Source organism: Enterobacter cloacae complex sp. GF14B (assembly GCF_004136805.1).
Taxonomy (GTDB): domain Bacteria; phylum Pseudomonadota; class Gammaproteobacteria; order Enterobacterales; family Enterobacteriaceae; genus Enterobacter; species Enterobacter hormaechei_C.
In genome coordinates this window covers 1-16,552 of sequence record NZ_QFRV01000084.1, presented here as the reverse complement: position 1 = coordinate 16,552, position 16,552 = coordinate 1, and the positions used below count along the sequence as shown (strand labels likewise).

General features: G+C 52.9%; 12 protein-coding genes and 2 pseudogenes. 5 read left to right on the top strand and 9 right to left on the bottom strand.

Annotated elements, in window-relative coordinates; translation table 11 throughout:
- From DD606_RS20690 to DD606_RS20670, 5 genes and pseudogenes are all read left to right on the top strand, one after another.
- Window positions 1-125, top strand: a pseudogene (locus DD606_RS20690) (thiazole synthase); the annotation flags it as partial.
- Window positions 125-1,258 carry a 2-iminoacetate synthase ThiH gene (gene thiH, locus DD606_RS20685; RefSeq protein ID WP_045351145.1) on the top strand — a complete coding sequence of 378 codons (1,134 nt, stop codon included), beginning with the start codon at window positions 125-127 and terminating at the stop codon, window positions 1,256-1,258. The pseudogene DD606_RS20690 and the gene thiH, both read left to right, overlap by 1 nt.
- Window positions 1,259-1,591: 333 nt before the next feature.
- Window positions 1,592-3,133: a sensor domain-containing diguanylate cyclase gene (locus DD606_RS20680; RefSeq protein WP_058658556.1), complete on the top strand. Its 1,542-nt coding sequence runs from the start codon at window positions 1,592-1,594 to the stop codon at window positions 3,131-3,133.
- A 180-nt stretch (window positions 3,134-3,313) separates the two neighbouring features.
- Window positions 3,314-3,622, top strand: coding sequence for a PTS sugar transporter subunit IIB (locus tag DD606_RS20675; RefSeq protein ID WP_010425948.1), 309 nt, complete (start codon window positions 3,314-3,316; stop codon window positions 3,620-3,622).
- Window positions 3,622-3,939 (top strand): PTS lactose/cellobiose transporter subunit IIA, encoded by a 318-nt coding sequence (locus DD606_RS20670; protein WP_003862327.1) that lies wholly within the window; start codon window positions 3,622-3,624, stop codon window positions 3,937-3,939. Before DD606_RS20675 ends, DD606_RS20670 begins: the two co-directional genes overlap by 1 nt.
- A 56-nt stretch (window positions 3,940-3,995) precedes the next feature.
- Here the strand turns inward: DD606_RS20670 and rpoC are convergent, their stop codons facing one another.
- From rpoC to tuf, 9 genes and pseudogenes are all read right to left on the bottom strand, one after another.
- Window positions 3,996-8,219, bottom strand: coding sequence for a DNA-directed RNA polymerase subunit beta' (gene rpoC, locus DD606_RS20665; RefSeq protein WP_022650200.1), 4,224 nt, complete (start codon window positions 8,217-8,219; stop codon window positions 3,996-3,998).
- 76 nt (window positions 8,220-8,295) lie between these two features.
- Window positions 8,296-12,324 (bottom strand): DNA-directed RNA polymerase subunit beta, encoded by a 4,029-nt coding sequence (rpoB, locus tag DD606_RS20660; protein ID WP_008503453.1) that lies wholly within the window; start codon window positions 12,322-12,324, stop codon window positions 8,296-8,298.
- Between the two features lie 319 nt (window positions 12,325-12,643).
- Entirely contained in the window at window positions 12,644-13,009 is a 366-nt protein-coding gene (gene rplL, locus DD606_RS20655) for a 50S ribosomal protein L7/L12 (protein WP_002445276.1), read from the bottom strand.
- A 66-nt stretch (window positions 13,010-13,075) separates the two neighbouring features.
- Window positions 13,076-13,573 (bottom strand): 50S ribosomal protein L10, encoded by a 498-nt coding sequence (gene rplJ / locus DD606_RS20650; protein ID WP_003862338.1) that lies wholly within the window; start codon window positions 13,571-13,573, stop codon window positions 13,076-13,078.
- A gap of 289 nt (window positions 13,574-13,862) precedes the next feature.
- The gene (rplA, locus tag DD606_RS20645) at window positions 13,863-14,567 is read right to left on the bottom strand and encodes a 50S ribosomal protein L1 (protein WP_006810530.1); all 705 of its coding nucleotides are present in this window, start codon (window positions 14,565-14,567) and stop codon (window positions 13,863-13,865) included.
- A 3-nt stretch (window positions 14,568-14,570) separates the two neighbouring features.
- Window positions 14,571-14,999 (bottom strand): 50S ribosomal protein L11, encoded by a 429-nt coding sequence (rplK, locus tag DD606_RS20640; RefSeq protein ID WP_003862340.1) that lies wholly within the window; start codon window positions 14,997-14,999, stop codon window positions 14,571-14,573.
- 156 nt (window positions 15,000-15,155) lie between these two features.
- Window positions 15,156-15,701, bottom strand: coding sequence for a transcription termination/antitermination protein NusG (gene nusG, locus DD606_RS20635; protein ID WP_003862341.1), 546 nt, complete (start codon window positions 15,699-15,701; stop codon window positions 15,156-15,158).
- A 1-nt stretch (window position 15,702) separates the two neighbouring features.
- Window positions 15,703-16,086 carry a preprotein translocase subunit SecE gene (gene secE / locus DD606_RS20630; RefSeq protein WP_003862342.1) on the bottom strand — a complete coding sequence of 128 codons (384 nt, stop codon included), beginning with the start codon at window positions 16,084-16,086 and terminating at the stop codon, window positions 15,703-15,705.
- Window positions 16,087-16,313: 227 nt separating this feature from the next.
- Window positions 16,314-16,552: pseudogene (tuf, locus tag DD606_RS20625) on the bottom strand (elongation factor Tu); the annotation flags it as partial.

Genomic DNA, 16,552 nt, shown 5'->3' with positions numbered 1-16,552 from the left:
TGATGGCGCGTGCGTTCCGCCTTGCCGTGGAGTCCGGTCTGCTGGCACGCCAGTCCGGCCCTGGCTCGCGCTGCGTTCAGGCGCAGGCCACCAGCCCGCTGACCGATTTTCTGGAGGCGCTCTGATGGCTACCTTTACCGATCGCTGGCGTCAGCTGAACTGGGACGATATTGCCTTACGCATCAACAGTAAAACCTCTGCGGACGTAGAGCGGGCATTAACAGCCAAACATTTGACCCGCGAGGATTTGATGGCGCTGCTTTCTCCGGCAGCCGGCGCGTACCTTGAACCGATGGCGCAGCGCGCGCAACGCCTCACCCGCCAGCGTTTTGGCAACACGGTGAGCTTTTACGTGCCGCTCTATCTTTCTAACCTGTGCGCCAACGACTGCACCTACTGTGGTTTCTCCATGAGCAACCGTATTAAGCGTAAAACGCTGGATGAGCATGAGATCGCCCGCGAGTGTGCGGCTATTCGTGAGATGGGTTTTGAACATCTCCTGCTGGTGACGGGTGAACATCAGGGCAAAGTGGGGATGGACTATTTTCGCCAGCATCTTCCGGCCATCCGCCGCGAATTTGCCTCGTTGCAAATGGAAGTGCAGCCTTTGTCGCAGGAGGAATATGCGGAGCTGAAAACGCTCGGGCTGGACGGCGTCATGGTCTATCAGGAAACCTACCACGAGGCGACCTATGCCCGGCATCACCTGAAAGGGAAGAAGCAGGATTTCATCTTCCGGCTGGAAACGCCGGACAGGCTGGGGCGCGCCGGTATCGATAAAATTGGGCTGGGCGCGCTTATCGGTCTGTCCGACAGCTGGCGGGTGGACTGCTATATGGTGGCGGAGCATCTGCTGTGGCTACAGCAGCGCTACTGGCAAAGCCGCTATTCCATCTCTTTCCCGCGGCTGCGTCCGTGTACGGGAGGCGTTGAACCCGCTTCGCTGATGGATGAGCGCCAGCTGGTGCAAACCCTGTGTGCATTTCGCCTGTTCGCGCCGGAAGTGGAATTGTCGCTCTCCACGCGTGAATCACCCGCGTTTCGCGACCGCGCGATCCCGCTGGCGATCAATAACGTTAGCGCCTTTTCCAAAACGCAGCCGGGCGGTTACGCGGACGATCACCCGGAACTGGAACAGTTTGCACCGCACGACGGACGACGGCCCGAAGCGGTGGCGGAAGCCCTGACTGCACAGGGGCTACAGCCCGTGTGGAAAGACTGGGATAGCTGGCTGGGAAGAGCCTCGCATTTGCGCTGAAACCGACTGCAAAAACGCGAAAAGGTTACGAGGCGGCTCGTAAGATCAAAACCGGGCGATTGAGGCGATCTGCCTGGTTTTCTTATTCTTTACCACGTCAGCAACGGACGCTGACCAGGGTGAAAATGCTTCTTCCTCGTTTCGCCCTGCCCTCCGCCTCTTAAACAAAATTTTAATCGATACAATAAATACGTCGTTTCTTATCTACGCTTAAGATAAATCATCTCGTCGGTAATCGCCTTCTGTATAATTTACTACCAGCAACCGGACAGCGACTATGCTGAGGGTATCGACAGACGCAACGCGTCTACCATCTGGATTGATGTACAACTCATGGCACTCCACAGTAAAAAGCTCTCTTTTACGCGGCCAATTATGGTCAGCTTCGCGGGGATCCTGCTCAGTTTTGCGCTGATCGCCATCCTGGTTATCCTTTCACAGAGAAAGGATTTTCTTGAGGATTATCATAAGATTAATGGTAACTTCACCCATAATCTGGCGGTAAACTATACCGAATCCATCCTGCGAGAAAATGACTATATTCTTGGTCGTGCTGCGATGTACTTCGCCCGTAACGACAGAGTAAATCAGACAATTAATATCGACCCGACACACGGTTTGCAGATGTTGATGCATTTGCAGAACCTGATGCCGACGGTGTCGTCTATCTCTCTGGCGGACACAGTAGGGCGCCATCTGCGCGCGCCGGAAGTGCTGCCAACGGAGAAGGGTAAGTCGTTCGACGCCCGGACCCGTCCATGGTTTATCGGACAAGCGGAAGCCAGCAACTTTCCTCACTACACCCGCCCCTATCTGGACTATTTTACCCAACATCCTACGGTCACTCTCTATAAGCCGGTCATTTCACCGGAAGGCCGCCTGAAGGGCACGCTCGCTTTCCATCTTGATTTAACGTCCATGGGGTATACCCTGCGCCAGATGGTGGCGCCGGTTCAGGGTGAGTTTTTTGTTGTGGAGCGTGACGGCGCTGTTGTGCTGCATCCGGACACGGGGGCGCTCTTTAAGCAGTACGTAAGCGAAGCGCTGATGGACAAAATGACCAGCGGCGAGGGCCATCTTTTCGACCCCAAAAGTAAAACCTGGTATTACTACTACTCTTTCACCAATCCGGACTGGTTTGTGATTTATCGGGTCTCCGATGCCACGCTTACCGTCATCACCCGGCATGAAACCACCGTCGTCGGCTGGGGATTTGCGCTGGCGGCAATCATCATCATTCTGTTCGGGCTTTACCTTCGTCATGCCTCGCGTTCTGTGCTGATGAACATTATCAATGCCATCAAAACCGGAGACGTCAATCAGGCGCCACGTCTTGAGGCGATGCTCAGCCATACCATTCGAACCAATAAAGAACGCGAGCTGGCCTATGTCCGACAGGCCACCCATGATGCGCTGACAGGCTGCAAGAACCGCCGTGCGTTCGACAACGATGTGGATGAGCTGCTGACCGCTCATCAACCCTTCGTTCTGGCGCTGGTCGATATCGATAACTTCAAATCTATTAACGACACCTGGGGCCACCTGAGCGGGGATATTGTGCTGCGCAACGTGGCACGCGAAGGTATTCAGATCATGCAGCCGCACCACGTTTCCGTTTACCGCTACGGTGGAGAAGAGTTCGGCGTGATCTTCCCGGCCGAGCTGATGAACTCCGCGCACGCGCTACTGGAAGCCTGGCGCACCGCCGTTGAAAAGCGGACCTGGCGGGAAGAGAACCTGCGAGTGACCTTCAGCGCCGGGACGGGAGAGTGGCACTTCGAACCGCTGGAACAATTTATCGGTAGCGTAGATGAAGCGCTGTATACCGCTAAACAACAGGGTAAAAACCGCATCGTAAGCACGGCCAGCCGATAATACCCTTCCTCAAATTCTGCCCGATCTGACGGGCAGAATGCTCTCCGCGGTAAAATTGTAACCGGTTTCAGAAAAATGCCGATTTCTTTGTGATGCCTGACACACAATCGTGGTAAAGCGGTTGTTGAAGCAGTCTGCACGGGATAATTATCAATAAACACATGTAGATCGAGGCTGACTATGAAGAACATCGTTTTATGCTGTGCAGCGGGAATGTCAACCAGCATGCTGGTTCAACGTATGAAAGATGCCGCGCAGAAAAAAGGAGTCGAAGTAACCATTAAAGCCGTTCCGGTCGCGGAGTTCAAAGATAACATCGCGACGGCTGATATCGTATTACTGGGGCCACAGGTCAAATACGAACAGGCAAAACTCCAGGCGCAGGCCGATCCGCTCGGAAAAAAGGTCGCGGTCATCGACATGATGGATTACGGCATGATGAAAGGTGATGCCGTACTGGAAAAAGCGCTCAAACTTCTGGAGTCATAATGGAAGACTTAGAAACCACGATCATGGAACTGCTGGTCAACGCAGGCGCGGCGCGCAGTGCGGCCCTGACGGCGTTGCAGATGGCGCGAAAAGGCGACTTTGACGAAGCCGAGAAAGCGATGGAAGAGTCGCGTGAATATGTGAAACATGCGCATACGATCCAGACGCAGCTGATCGGTCTTGACGAAGGGACAGGAAAACTGCCGGTTAACCTGATCACCGTTCACTCTCAGGACCACCTGATGAACGCGATGGTTATTCAGGATCTGGCGGGCGACATGATTGAGCTTTATCGACGCATCCCGCTGGTAAACTGAAAATGCAGATATAAAAAAACCCGCCGAGGCGGGTTTTTTATTTACGGCATCAACGATTACTCGTTGTCGGAACCGCCCAGACCTGCGTTCAGCAGTTCTGCCAGGCTCGCGGATGCATCTTCGGCAGTCACCTGCGGTGCAGCTGGCAGTTCGCCCGCTGCGCGACGACGCATACGATCCTGGTGGTACGCATAACCGGTACCGGCCGGGATCAGACGACCCACGATAACGTTCTCTTTCAGACCGCGCAGTTCATCACGTTTACCTGCAACAGCCGCTTCGGTCAGGACACGCGTGGTTTCCTGGAACGATGCAGCAGAGATGAAGGACTCGGTTGCCAGAGACGCTTTGGTAATACCCAGCAGATCGCGCGAGAAGGTCGCGCCAATTTTGCCGTTCGCTTCCAGATCGCGGTTAGCGATCTTAACGCGTGAGTATTCAACCTGCTCGCCTTCCAGGAAGTCGGAGCTGCCCGCGTTTTCGATGGTCGCTTTACGCAGCATCTGACGAACGATAACTTCAATGTGTTTATCGTTAATCTTAACGCCTTGCAGACGGTATACGTCCTGTACTTCGTTAACAATGTAACGGGTAACAGCATGCACACCACGCAGACGCAGGATGTCGTGCGGCGCTTCTGGACCGTCGGAAACCACGTCACCACGTTCTACGCGTTCACCTTCGAACACGTTGAGCTGACGCCACTTAGGAATCATCTCTTCGTACGGCTCGCTGCCATCTACAGGCGTGATAACCAGACGGCGCTTACCTTTGGTCTCTTTACCGAAGGAGATGATACCGCTGATTTCAGCCAGGATTGCAGGCTCTTTCGGACGACGTGCTTCGAACAGGTCCGCAACGCGTGGCAGACCACCGGTGATGTCCTTGGTACCGCCGGATTCCTGAGGAATACGCGCCAGGGTATCACCAGAGCTGATCTGTACGCCATCTTCCAGCTGTACAATCGCTTTACCCGGCAGGAAGTACTGCGCAGGCATATCGGTACCAGGAATCAGAACGTCGTTACCCTGCGCATCAACGATTTTCAGTGCAGGACGCAGATCTTTACCACCGGTAGTACGTTCAGCAGAATCCAGAACCACCAGAGAAGACAGACCGGTCAGCTCGTCGGTCTGACGAGTAATGGTCTGGCCGTCGATCATGTCAGTAAAGCGGATGAAACCACTTACTTCGGTGATTACCGGCATGGTGTGTGGATCCCAGTTTGCAACGGTTTCACCGCCAGCAACCTGCTCGCCATCACCTTTCGCCATAACCGCACCGTAAGGCACTTTATAGCTCTCTTTGGTACGACCAAATTCGTCGATCAGCTTCAGCTCGGTGTTACGGGAAGTGATAACCAGTTTACCGCTGGAGTTCACAACCGACTTCGCGTTGCTGAGCTTGATGCTACCTTTGTTTTTCACCTGGATGCTGGATTCAGCAGCCGCACGAGATGCCGCACCACCGATGTGGAACGTACGCATCGTCAGCTGTGTACCCGGCTCACCGATGGACTGTGCCGCGATAACGCCGATAGCCTCACCTTTGTTGATGATGTGGCCACGCGCCAGGTCACGACCGTAGCAGTGCGCACACACACCAAAGTCGGTGTCACAGGATACAACGGAACGCACTTTCACGGAGTCAACAGAGTTCGCTTCCAGCAGGTCACACCACTGTTCGTGCAGCAGGGTGTTGCGTGGAACCAGAATGTCTGCGGTGCCCGGCTTCAGAATGTCTTCCGCGGTCACACGACCCAGTACGCGATCGCGCAGCGGCTCTTTAACATCACCACCCTCGATAACAGGGGTCATGGTGATACCTTCGAGGGTGCCACAATCGTCTTCGGTGACGACAAGATCCTGCGCAACGTCAACCAGACGACGCGTCAGATAACCGGAGTTCGCCGTTTTAAGTGCGGTATCCGCCAGACCTTTACGCGCACCGTGCGTGGAGATGAAGTACTGGAGTACGTTCAGACCTTCACGGAAGTTCGCGGTGATTGGCGTTTCGATGATGGAGCCATCTGGCTTCGCCATCAGACCACGCATACCTGCCAGCTGACGAATCTGTGCCGCAGAACCACGCGCACCGGAGTCGGCCATCATGTAGATGCTGTTGAAGGAGACCTGCTGCTCTTCTACGCCGTCACGGTTAATCACGGTTTCGGTTTGCAGGTTATCCATCATCGCTTTGGATACACGATCGTTCGCCGCAGCCCAGATATCGATAACTTTGTTGTAACGTTCGCCTGCGGTTACCAGACCAGACTGGAACTGCTCCTGGATCTCAGCAACTTCAGCTTCCGCTTCAGAGATGATCTCGTGTTTCTTCTCTGGGATGACCATGTCATCGATACCAACAGATGCACCTGAACGCGCTGCATAAGCAAAGCCGGTGTACATTGTCTGGTCAGCGAAGATAACGGTCGGCTTCAGACCCAGAATGCGGTAACAGGTGTTCAGCATTTTGGAGATCGCTTTCTTGCCCAGCGCCTGGTTGACGATGGAGAAAGGCAGACCTTTCGGTACGATCATCCACAGAATGGCACGGCCAACGGTCGTGTCTTTCAGGCTGGTGTGCGCAACGAATTCGCCGTTTTCATCTTTTTCGTATTCGGTGATACGCACTTTAACGCGCGCATGCAGAGAGGCCAGGCCAGCGCGATAAATACGCTCAGCTTCTTTAGGGCCAGTCAGCACCATGCCTTCGCCTTTGGCGTTAACACAGTCACGGGTCATGTAGTACAGACCCAGTACAACGTCCTGAGAAGGAACGATGATAGGTTCACCGTTCGCTGGAGACAGGATGTTGTTGGTAGACATCATCAGCGCACGCGCTTCGAGCTGGGCTTCCAGCGTCAGCGGTACGTGAACAGCCATCTGGTCACCATCGAAGTCGGCGTTATAGGCCGCACAAACCAGCGGGTGCAGCTGGATCGCTTTACCTTCGATCAGGACTGGCTCAAAGGCCTGGATACCCAGACGGTGCAGAGTTGGTGCACGGTTCAGCAGTACCGGGTGTTCGCGGATCACTTCGTCCAGGATATCCCAAACGACAGCTTCTTCACGCTCAACCATTTTCTTCGCGGCTTTGATGGTGGTGGCGAGGCCACGCAGTTCCAGCTTGCCGTAGATGAACGGTTTGAACAGCTCCAGTGCCATTTTCTTCGGCAGACCGCACTGATGCAGACGCAGGTATGGACCTACGGTGATTACAGAACGACCGGAGTAGTCAACACGCTTACCGAGCAGGTTCTGACGGAAACGACCCTGCTTACCTTTGATCATGTCGGCCAAAGATTTCAGAGGACGTTTGTTAGAACCGGTGATCGCACGACCACGACGACCGTTATCCAACAGGGCATCGACTGCTTCCTGAAGCATACGTTTTTCGTTGCGTACGATGATGTCCGGCGCAGCCAGATCCAGCAGACGTTTCAGACGGTTGTTACGGTTGATCACGCGACGGTACAGATCGTTCAGATCCGACGTTGCGAAACGACCGCCATCCAGCGGAACCAGCGGACGCAGATCTGGCGGCAGAACCGGCAGAACGGTCAGGATCATCCACTCTGGTTTGTTACCAGACTGAACGAACGCTTCCAGCAGTTTGATACGCTTGGTCAGCTTTTTACGCTTGGTTTCGGAGTTGGTTTCGTTCAGCTCTTCGCGCAGAGTTTCACACTCTTGCTCCAGATCCATGCTCTTCAGCAGGGCCTGGATAGCTTCCGCACCCATCTTCGCGTCGAATTCGTCACCGAACTCTTCCAGCGCGTCCAGATACTGTTCTTCGGTCAGGATCTGGTTACGTTCCAGATTGGTCATCCCGCCTTCGATAACCACATAAGATTCGAAGTACAGAACACGTTCGATATCGCGCAGCGGCATATCCAGCAGCAGGCCGATACGGGACGGCAGAGATTTCAGGAACCAGATGTGAGCGGTTGGAGACGCCAGCTCGATGTGGCCCATACGCTCACGGCGTACTTTGGTCTGGGTCACTTCAACGCCACACTTCTCACAGATCACACCACGGTGTTTCAGGCGCTTGTACTTACCGCACAGGCACTCGTAATCTTTTACTGGCCCGAAAATACGCGCACAGAAAAGGCCGTCACGCTCAGGTTTGAACGTACGGTAGTTAATGGTTTCCGGCTTTTTAACTTCACCGAAAGACCATGAACGGATCATGTCTGGCGAAGCCAGAGCAATTTTGATCGCATCAAACTCTTCGGTTTTAGTTTGCGCTTTCAGAAACTTTAATAAGTCTTTCACGGATTTGCTCCCGTCGGAGTTAGCACACTCTGCTGTCGGGCGTTAACCCGACAGCAGTGACCTGTTTGAGCGAGAATTACTCGTCTTCCAGTTCGATGTTGATACCCAGCGAACGAATCTCTTTCAACAGTACGTTGAAGGATTCTGGCATGCCCGGTTCCATCTGATGGTTGCCGTCTACGATGTTCTTATACATCTTAGTACGACCGTTCACGTCATCAGACTTAACGGTGAGCATTTCCTGCAAGGTGTATGCTGCGCCGTATGCTTCCAGCGCCCACACTTCCATCTCCCCGAAGCGCTGACCACCGAACTGAGCCTTACCACCCAGCGGCTGCTGAGTAACCAGGCTGTAAGAACCGGTAGAACGAGCGTGCATCTTGTCGTCGACCAGGTGGTTCAGTTTCAGCATGTACATGTAACCTACGGTTACCGGACGCTCGAACTGTTCACCGGTACGGCCGTCAAACAGCGTAATCTGACCAGACGTTGGCAGACCACCCAGTTGCAGCAGCTCTTTGATTTCAGCTTCTTTTGCACCGTCGAATACCGGCGTTGCAATTGGCATACCTTTGCGCAGGTTCTCTGCCAGACGCAGCACTTCTTCATCGCTGAAGGTGTTCAGGTCGACTTTCTGACGAACGTCGGTACCCAGATCATAGGCACGCTGGATGAACTCGCGCAGTTTCGCGACTTCCTGCTGCTGTTTCAGCATGGCGTTGATCTTATCGCCGATACCTTTCGCAGCCATACCCAGGTGGGTTTCCAGAATCTGACCGATGTTCATACGAGACGGTACGCCCAGTGGGTTCAGTACGATATCTACCGGCGTACCGTTAGCATCGTGCGGCATATCTTCGATCGGGTTGATCTTAGAGATAACACCCTTGTTACCGTGACGACCTGCCATCTTATCACCAGGCTGGATCTGACGTTTAACAGCCAGATACACCTTAACAATCTTCAGCACGCCTGGTGCCAGATCGTCGCCCTGAGTGATTTTACGGCGTTTCGCTTCGAGTTTTTTCTCGAACTCGTGTTTCAGTTCGTCATACTGCTCAGCCAGTTGTTCCAGCTGATTCTGTTTCTCTTCGTCGGTCAGGCCCAGTTCCAGCCAGCGATCGCGTGGCAGTTTGTCGAGCTTCTCAGCTTCAACGCCACCGGCAACCAGCACCGCATAGATACGGCTGAACAGACCTGCTTCGAGGATTTGCAGTTCTTCAGACAGGTCTTTCTTAGCCTGTTTGAGCTGCATCTCTTCGATTTCCAGCGCACGCTTATCTTTCTCAACGCCATCACGAGTGAAGACCTGAACGTCGATAACCGTACCGGAAACACCGTTTGGTACGCGCAGAGAAGAGTCTTTAACGTCAGACGCTTTCTCACCGAAGATAGCACGCAGCAGTTTCTCTTCTGGCGTCAGCTGGGTTTCACCTTTCGGCGTCACCTTACCTACCAGAATATCACCGCCGGTGACTTCCGCACCGATGTAAACAATACCGGATTCATCCAGTTTGGAGAGCGCAGCTTCACCCACGTTAGGGATGTCGGCAGTGATCTCTTCTGGCCCCAGCTTGGTGTCACGGGACACACATGCCAGTTCCTGAATGTGGATGGTGGTGAAACGATCTTCCTGAACCACACGCTCGGAGACGAGGATGGAGTCTTCGAAGTTGTAACCGTTCCACGGCATGAACGCTACGCGCATGTTCTGACCGAGCGCCAGTTCACCGAGGTCGGTGGACGGACCGTCTGCCAGCACGTCGCCGCGCTCAACTGGCTCACCCAGAGACACACATGGCATCTGGTTGATACAGGTGTTCTGGTTAGAGCGGGTGTATTTGGTCAGGTTGTAGATGTCGATACCCGCTTCGCCCGGATACATCTCGTCTTCGTTAACTTTGATAACGATACGGGATGCGTCAACGTACTGAACGGTACCGCCACGCTTAGCAACTGCTGTAACACCGGAGTCAACGGCAACAGCACGTTCCATACCGGTACCAACCAGCGGCTTGTCAGCACGCAGAGTTGGAACGGCCTGACGTTGCATGTTCGCACCCATCAATGCACGGTTGGCGTCATCGTGTTCCAGGAACGGGATCAGGGACGCACCGACGGATACCACCTGCTGAGTGGATACGTCCATGTAGTCAACCTGGTCGCGGCTGAACAAGCTGGATTCGCCTTTGCTACGGCAGGTAACCAGATCTTCTACAAAGTGGCCTTCGTCATCCAGGTTGGAGTTCGCCTGAGCGATAACGTAGTTGCCTTCTTCGATAGCAGACAGGTAATGAATTTCGTCAGTAACAACACCGTCGGTCACTTTACGATACGGGGTCTCGAGGAAACCGTATTCGTTCGTCTGTGCGTACACGGACAGGGAGTTGATCAGACCGATGTTTGGACCTTCAGGCGTTTCGATTGGACATACGCGACCGTAGTGGGTCGGGTGTACGTCTCGAACTTCGAAGCCTGCACGCTCACGGGTCAGACCGCCTGGGCCGAGTGCGGAGATACGACGTTTGTGCGTGATCTCAGACAGCGGGTTGTTCTGGTCCATGAACTGAGACAGCTGGCTGGAACCGAAGAACTCTTTCACTGCCGCAGAAATCGGCTTGGCGTTGATCATATCCTGAGGCATCAGGGTATCCAGATCGCCCAGAGACAGACGCTCTTTCACCGCACGCTCTACACGTACCAGGCCAACGCGGAACTGGTTTTCCGCCATTTCGCCTACGGAACGGATACGACGGTTGCCGAGGTGGTCGATATCGTCCACTTCGCCTTTACCGTTACGGATATCGATGAGCTTCTTCATCACTTCAATGATGTCGTCTTTGCTCAGGATACCGGAACCTTCGATTTCGTCGCGCAGCAGAGAACGGTTGAACTTCATACGACCAACCGCGGACAGATCGTAGCGGTCTTCGGAGAAGAACAGGTTCTCGAACAGGCTTTCAGCCGCTTCGCGAGTTGGTGGCTCACCAGGACGCATCATGCGGTAGATTTCGACCAGCGCGCTCAGACGATCGTTGGTTGGGTCGACGCGTACAGTCTCAGAGATGTACGGACCGTGGTCCAGATCGTTGGTGAACAGCGTTTCGATACGTTTGTGGCCAGCCTGGCTCAGCTTAGCCAGCAGATCCAGGCTCAGCTCCATGTTCGCCGGGCAGATCAGCTCGCCAGTTGATTCATCAACGTAATCTTTCGCGGCTACTTTTCCTGCAATGTATTCAACCGGAACTTCGATGTGTTTGATATCATCTTTTTCCAGCTGGCGGATGTGGCGCGCGGTGATACGGCGACCTTTTTCCACATACACTTTGCCGTCGGCTTCGATGTCGAACGACGCGGTCTCACCACGCAGACGTTCCGGCACCAACTCCATCTGCAACTTGTTGTCGCGGATTTCAAAGATCACTTTCTCAAAGAACAGGTCCAGGATCTGCTCAGTGGTATAGTTCAGTGCACGCAGAATGATGGTTGCAGGCAGCTTACGACGACGGTCGATACGGACAAACAGGTTGTCTTTTGGATCGAATTCGAAGTCCAGCCATGAACCACGGTAAGGAATGATGCGTGCGTTATACAGTACTTTACCGGAAGAGTGCGTTTTACCTTTATCGCTGTCGAAGAAGACGCCCGGGCTACGGTGCAGCTGGGAAACGATAACACGCTCAGTACCGTTGATAACGAAAGTACCGTTGTCCGTCATGAGTGGAATTTCACCCATGTAGACTTCTTGTTCTTTAATGTCTTTTACGGTGCCTTCCGGCGCTTCGCGCTCGTAGATCACCAGACGCAGTTTTACGCGCAGCGGTGCGGAATAGGTCACGCCACGGATCTGACATTCCTGAACGTCAAACACCGGTTCGCCAAGGCGGTAGCTGACGTACTGCAGCTCGGAATTACCGCTGTAGCTCTGAATCGGGAACACGGAACGGAAGGCTGCTTCCAGGCCGTACTGCCCTTCAGGATCTTGCTCGATAAACTTCTGGAACGAGTCAAGCTGGATAGAAAGGAGATATGGAATGTCCAGAACTTGTGGACGTTTACCAAAATCCTTACGAATACGTTTTTTCTCGGTATAGGAGTAAACCATAGGGTTCCTCAGCTCGCTGACAAGTCGACCCATCTGTCCGACGAAGGGACAGTTTGTGCAACACCATTTTGTGGACCGGAAAATTGAATACTTTCCGCAATACCTGTTGCTATCACGCTTAAACCATTTCATTGCGATTTACACAGAGCGAGCACCCTGTCGCAGTATATTAAGTCGTCGATAGAAACAAGCATTGTCAGGACAACCAGCAGTCAAACAGTGTGAAATGCTGCTGATGCCTTACAGCGCAAAAAGGCTGGTGACTAAAAAGTCACCAGCCATCAGCCTAATTGCTTAGGCTGCAACCAGAAAAGTTGGCTTATTTAACTTCAACTTCAGCGCCAGCTTCTTCCAGAGATTTTTTCAGTGCTTCTGCGTCGTCTTTGCTCACGCCTTCTTTCAGCGCAGCTGGAGCAGATTCTACCAGGTCTTTAGCTTCTTTCAGACCCAGGCCAGTTGCGCCACGTACTGCTTTGATTACAGCAACTTTGTTCGCGCCAGCAGCTTTCAGAATTACGTCGAATTCAGTTTTTTCTTCAGCAGCTTCAGCCGGGCCCGCAGCTACAGCTACAGCAGCAGCAGCAGAAACACCGAATTTTTCTTCCATTGCAGAAACCAGCTCTACAACGTCCATTACGGACATAGCTGCTACTGCTTCAATGATTTGATCTTTAGTGATAGACATTTAAATTGTTCCTGAAAATCAGAATAAGTTTATACGTAAGCAAATGCTTTATAAAGATAACTGCGATTAAGCAGCTTCTTTCGCATCGCGTACAGCAGCCAGAGTGCGAACCAGTTTGCCAGCCGCAGCTTCTTTCATGGTTGCCATCAGGCGTGCAATTGCTTCTTCGTAGGTCGGCAGGGTTGCCAGGCGATCGATTTGCGATGCCGGGATCAACTCACCTTCAAAGGCTGCAGCTTTGACCTCAAATTTTGCATTCGCTTTCGCGAACTCTTTGAACAGACGAGCAGCAGCGCCCGGGTGTTCCATAGAGTATGCAATCAGGGTCGGACCAACAAACGTGTCTTTCAGGCACTCGAACTGAGTACCTTCAACTACGCGACGCAGCAGGGTGTTACGAACAACACGCATGTATACGCCAGCTTCACGACCTGCTTTACGCAGTTCAGTCATTTTGTCTACAGTAACGCCACGGGAATCCGCAACTACTGCAGACAGCGCGCCTTTGGCTACTTCGCTGACTTCAGCAACAATCGCTTGTTTGTCTTGAAGATTTAAAGCCATTAGCTTTGCTCCTGGATGTTTGCCGGAACTCATGTTCCGGAACTCACTTCACTCGACCCAACGGGAAGAGCGTCTTAATACGGTGAGCAGAAACAAGCCAGAGTATTTAAAATAATCTTAGCGTTCTGTCACCGTCTACGCAGGGGATTAAGTTTCTTGCGAAACACCTGCGGTCTTCGACGGAGGCCTGGATAGGCCAGGCTCCAACGAACAATTCTTTTAGCCGCTAACTTTTGTTAGCAAACGTGGGGGTAAGATTGTAGACAAAATCACCGCCCACGTAAAGGCATTAGTTTGCAGCAGCGCTCAGGCCAGCCTGGTCAACTGCAACACCTGCACCCATGGTGGTGGAGATGCTAACTTTCTTGATGTACACGCCTTTCGCCTGAGTTGGTTTTGCTTTTTTCAGCGCAACCAGCAGAGCTTCCAGGTTTTCTTTCAGTTTGTCAGCGTCAAAGTCCACTTTACCGATGGTGGTGTGGATGATGCCGTTTTTGTCGTTACGGTAACGAACCTGACCTGCTTTAGCGTTCTTAACTGCTTCAGCAACGTTAGGAGTTACAGTACCCACTTTCGGGTTTGGCATCAGGCCGCGTGGACCCAGAACCTGGCCCAGCTGGCCAACAACGCGCATTGCATCTGGAGAAGCAATAACAACGTCAAAGTTCATTTCGCCTTTCTTGATCTGATCAGCCAGATCTTCCATACCTACCAGTTCAGCGCCGGCAGCTTTAGCAGCTTCAGCGTTTGCACCCTGAGCAAATACAGCTACGCGTACGGAACGGCCAGTACCGTGTGGCAGTACAGTTGCGCCACGAACGTTCTGATCAGATTTACGAGCGTCGATGCCCAGGTTAACGGCAACGTCAACGCTTTCAACGAACTTAGCGGTAGCCAGTTCTTTCAGCAGAGCGATAGCTTCGTTGATGTCGTACTGTTTGGTCGCATCAACTTTGTCACGGATCACGGACATGCGCTTGGTCAGTTTAGCCATTTCTTAGTCCTCCACTACCAGGCCCATGGAACGTGCAGTACCTTCGATGGAGCGAGTCATCGCTTCAATGTCGGAACCAGTCATGTCGGCAGCTTTGGTCTGCGCGATTTCCTGCAACTGAGCGCGGGAAATTTTACCCACTTTGTCTTTGTTCGGCTTACCGGAACCAGACTTGATGCCCGCTGCTTTCTTCAGCAGAACTGCTGCTGGAGGGGTTTTGGTAACGAAAGTGAAAGAACGGTCAGCGTAAACAGTGATTACAACTGGGATTGGCAGACCTTTCTCCATGGATTCAGTTTTGGCGTTGAACGCTTTACAGAATTCCATGATGTTCACACCCTGCTGACCCAGAGCTGGACCAACTGGTGGACTTGGGTTCGCCATACCTGCTGCAACCTGCAGCTTGACGTAGGCTTGTACTTTCTTAGCCATTCTAAAATCCTCTGATTGGGTAATAACGCCTCGGAGAGGCTCCCCGTGAATAAAATTCGTTTTACGGGTCGGAACCCATAAAAACAAAAGGCGCGAAATTGTATTCCAATCTCGCGCCCTGTGCAACGATTAAATCGTCGCTTTTTTGATCGCTGCTTAGGCTTTTTCTACCTGAGCAAAGTCCAGCTCTACCGGGGTCGCACGACCAAAGATAGAAACGGAAACTTTCAGGCGGGACTTCTCGTAGTCCACTTCTTCGACGACGCCATTAAAGTCAGCAAACGGACCGTCGTTAACACGAACCATCTCACCCGGTTCAAACAGCGTTTTCGGACGCGGTTTGTCACCCACCTGCTGGAGGCGGTTCATAATCGCATCAACTTCTTTGTCGCTGATTGGCGCCGGACGGTCAGATGTGCCGCCGATAAAGCCCATCACGCGTGGTACGCTGCGCACCAGGTGCCAGCTCGCGTCGTTCATCACCATCTGAACCAGCACGTAACCCGGGAAGAATTTACGTTCGCTTTTGCGACGTTGGCCGCCACGGATCTCAACCACTTCTTCGGTCGGAACCATAACTTCGCCAAATAACTCTTCCATATTGTGTAATTTGATATGCTCACGCAGCGACGTAGCTACGCGGCCTTCAAAACCGGAAAACGCCTGAACGACGTACCAGCGCTTTTTAGGGGCTTCAGACATCTCAGAACCTCAGGCCAGTGATAAAGGATACCAGGCGAACCAGAATACCATCCAGTCCCCACAGGATCAGTGACATTACAGCGGTTACCGCCGCTACAATCAGCGTGGTGTGCAATGTTTCCTGGCGAGTCGGCCAAATGACCTTGCGGACTTCGGTACGCGCTTCGCGGGCAAACGCAACGGTCGCTTTGCCTTTCGTCGTCAACAGCGCGACACCACCCGCCGCAGCAATCAGAATTACCACTGCAAGCGCGCGTAGCGGCAGCATCATGTCACGATAAAGATAGTTGCCGACAATCGCCACAATCAGCAGCACGGCTACAACTACCCATTTCATCGCTTCCAGGCCGCGCCCGCTCCCTTGAGCTTCGGTATTCGCACTCATAAACCAACCTGTCAGAAGTATTCTACAAACATTTTCACCCCGCGAGTGCGAGGCAAACCAATCGAAATGCTATTCGCTTTTCGTATTATACGCTCTCCGCAGAGCCTGTCTCAGCAATGATTATGACAAAATTAATCACTGATGAGCCAGGTTCTGATGTGAAAGCGTGCAAAAAGGGCATCAAATGATGCCCTTTTATTGCGCATTGCGTCAAATGTTATCAGCGATTAGCCGAGAACTTTAGCAACAACGCCCGCGCCAACGGTACGGCCGCCTTCACGGATTGCGAAACGCAGACCGTCGTCCATCGCGATTGGGTGGATCAGAGTCACAACCATCTTGATGTTGTCGCCTGGCATTACCATCTCTACGCCTTCTGGCAGTTCGATGGTACCGGTCACGTCAGTTGTACGGAAGTAGAACTGTGGACGGTAGCCTTTGAAGAACGGAGTATGACGGCCGCCTT

Bases quoted from the DNA above. Each gene is read 5' to 3' on its own strand.
- rplA (WP_006810530.1), bottom strand. From the start codon at position 14,567: ATGGCTAAACTGACCAAGCGCATGTCCGTGATCCGTGACAAAGTTGAT.
- rplJ (WP_003862338.1), bottom strand. From the start codon at position 13,573: ATGGCTTTAAATCTTCAAGACAAACAAGCGATTGTTGCTGAAGTCAGC.
- thiH (WP_045351145.1), top strand. From the start codon at position 125: ATGGCTACCTTTACCGATCGCTGGCGTCAGCTGAACTGGGACGATATT.
- DD606_RS20670 (WP_003862327.1), top strand. From the start codon at position 3,622: ATGGAAGACTTAGAAACCACGATCATGGAACTGCTGGTCAACGCAGGC.
- rplL (WP_002445276.1), bottom strand. From the start codon at position 13,009: ATGTCTATCACTAAAGATCAAATCATTGAAGCAGTAGCAGCTATGTCC.
- rplK (WP_003862340.1), bottom strand. From the start codon at position 14,999: ATGGCTAAGAAAGTACAAGCCTACGTCAAGCTGCAGGTTGCAGCAGGT.
- secE (WP_003862342.1), bottom strand. From the start codon at position 16,086: ATGAGTGCGAATACCGAAGCTCAAGGGAGCGGGCGCGGCCTGGAAGCG.
- nusG (WP_003862341.1), bottom strand. From the start codon at position 15,701: ATGTCTGAAGCCCCTAAAAAGCGCTGGTACGTCGTTCAGGCGTTTTCC.
- DD606_RS20675 (WP_010425948.1), top strand. From the start codon at position 3,314: ATGAAGAACATCGTTTTATGCTGTGCAGCGGGAATGTCAACCAGCATG.
- DD606_RS20680 (WP_058658556.1), top strand. From the start codon at position 1,592: ATGGCACTCCACAGTAAAAAGCTCTCTTTTACGCGGCCAATTATGGTC.
- rpoB (WP_008503453.1), bottom strand. From the start codon at position 12,324: ATGGTTTACTCCTATACCGAGAAAAAACGTATTCGTAAGGATTTTGGT.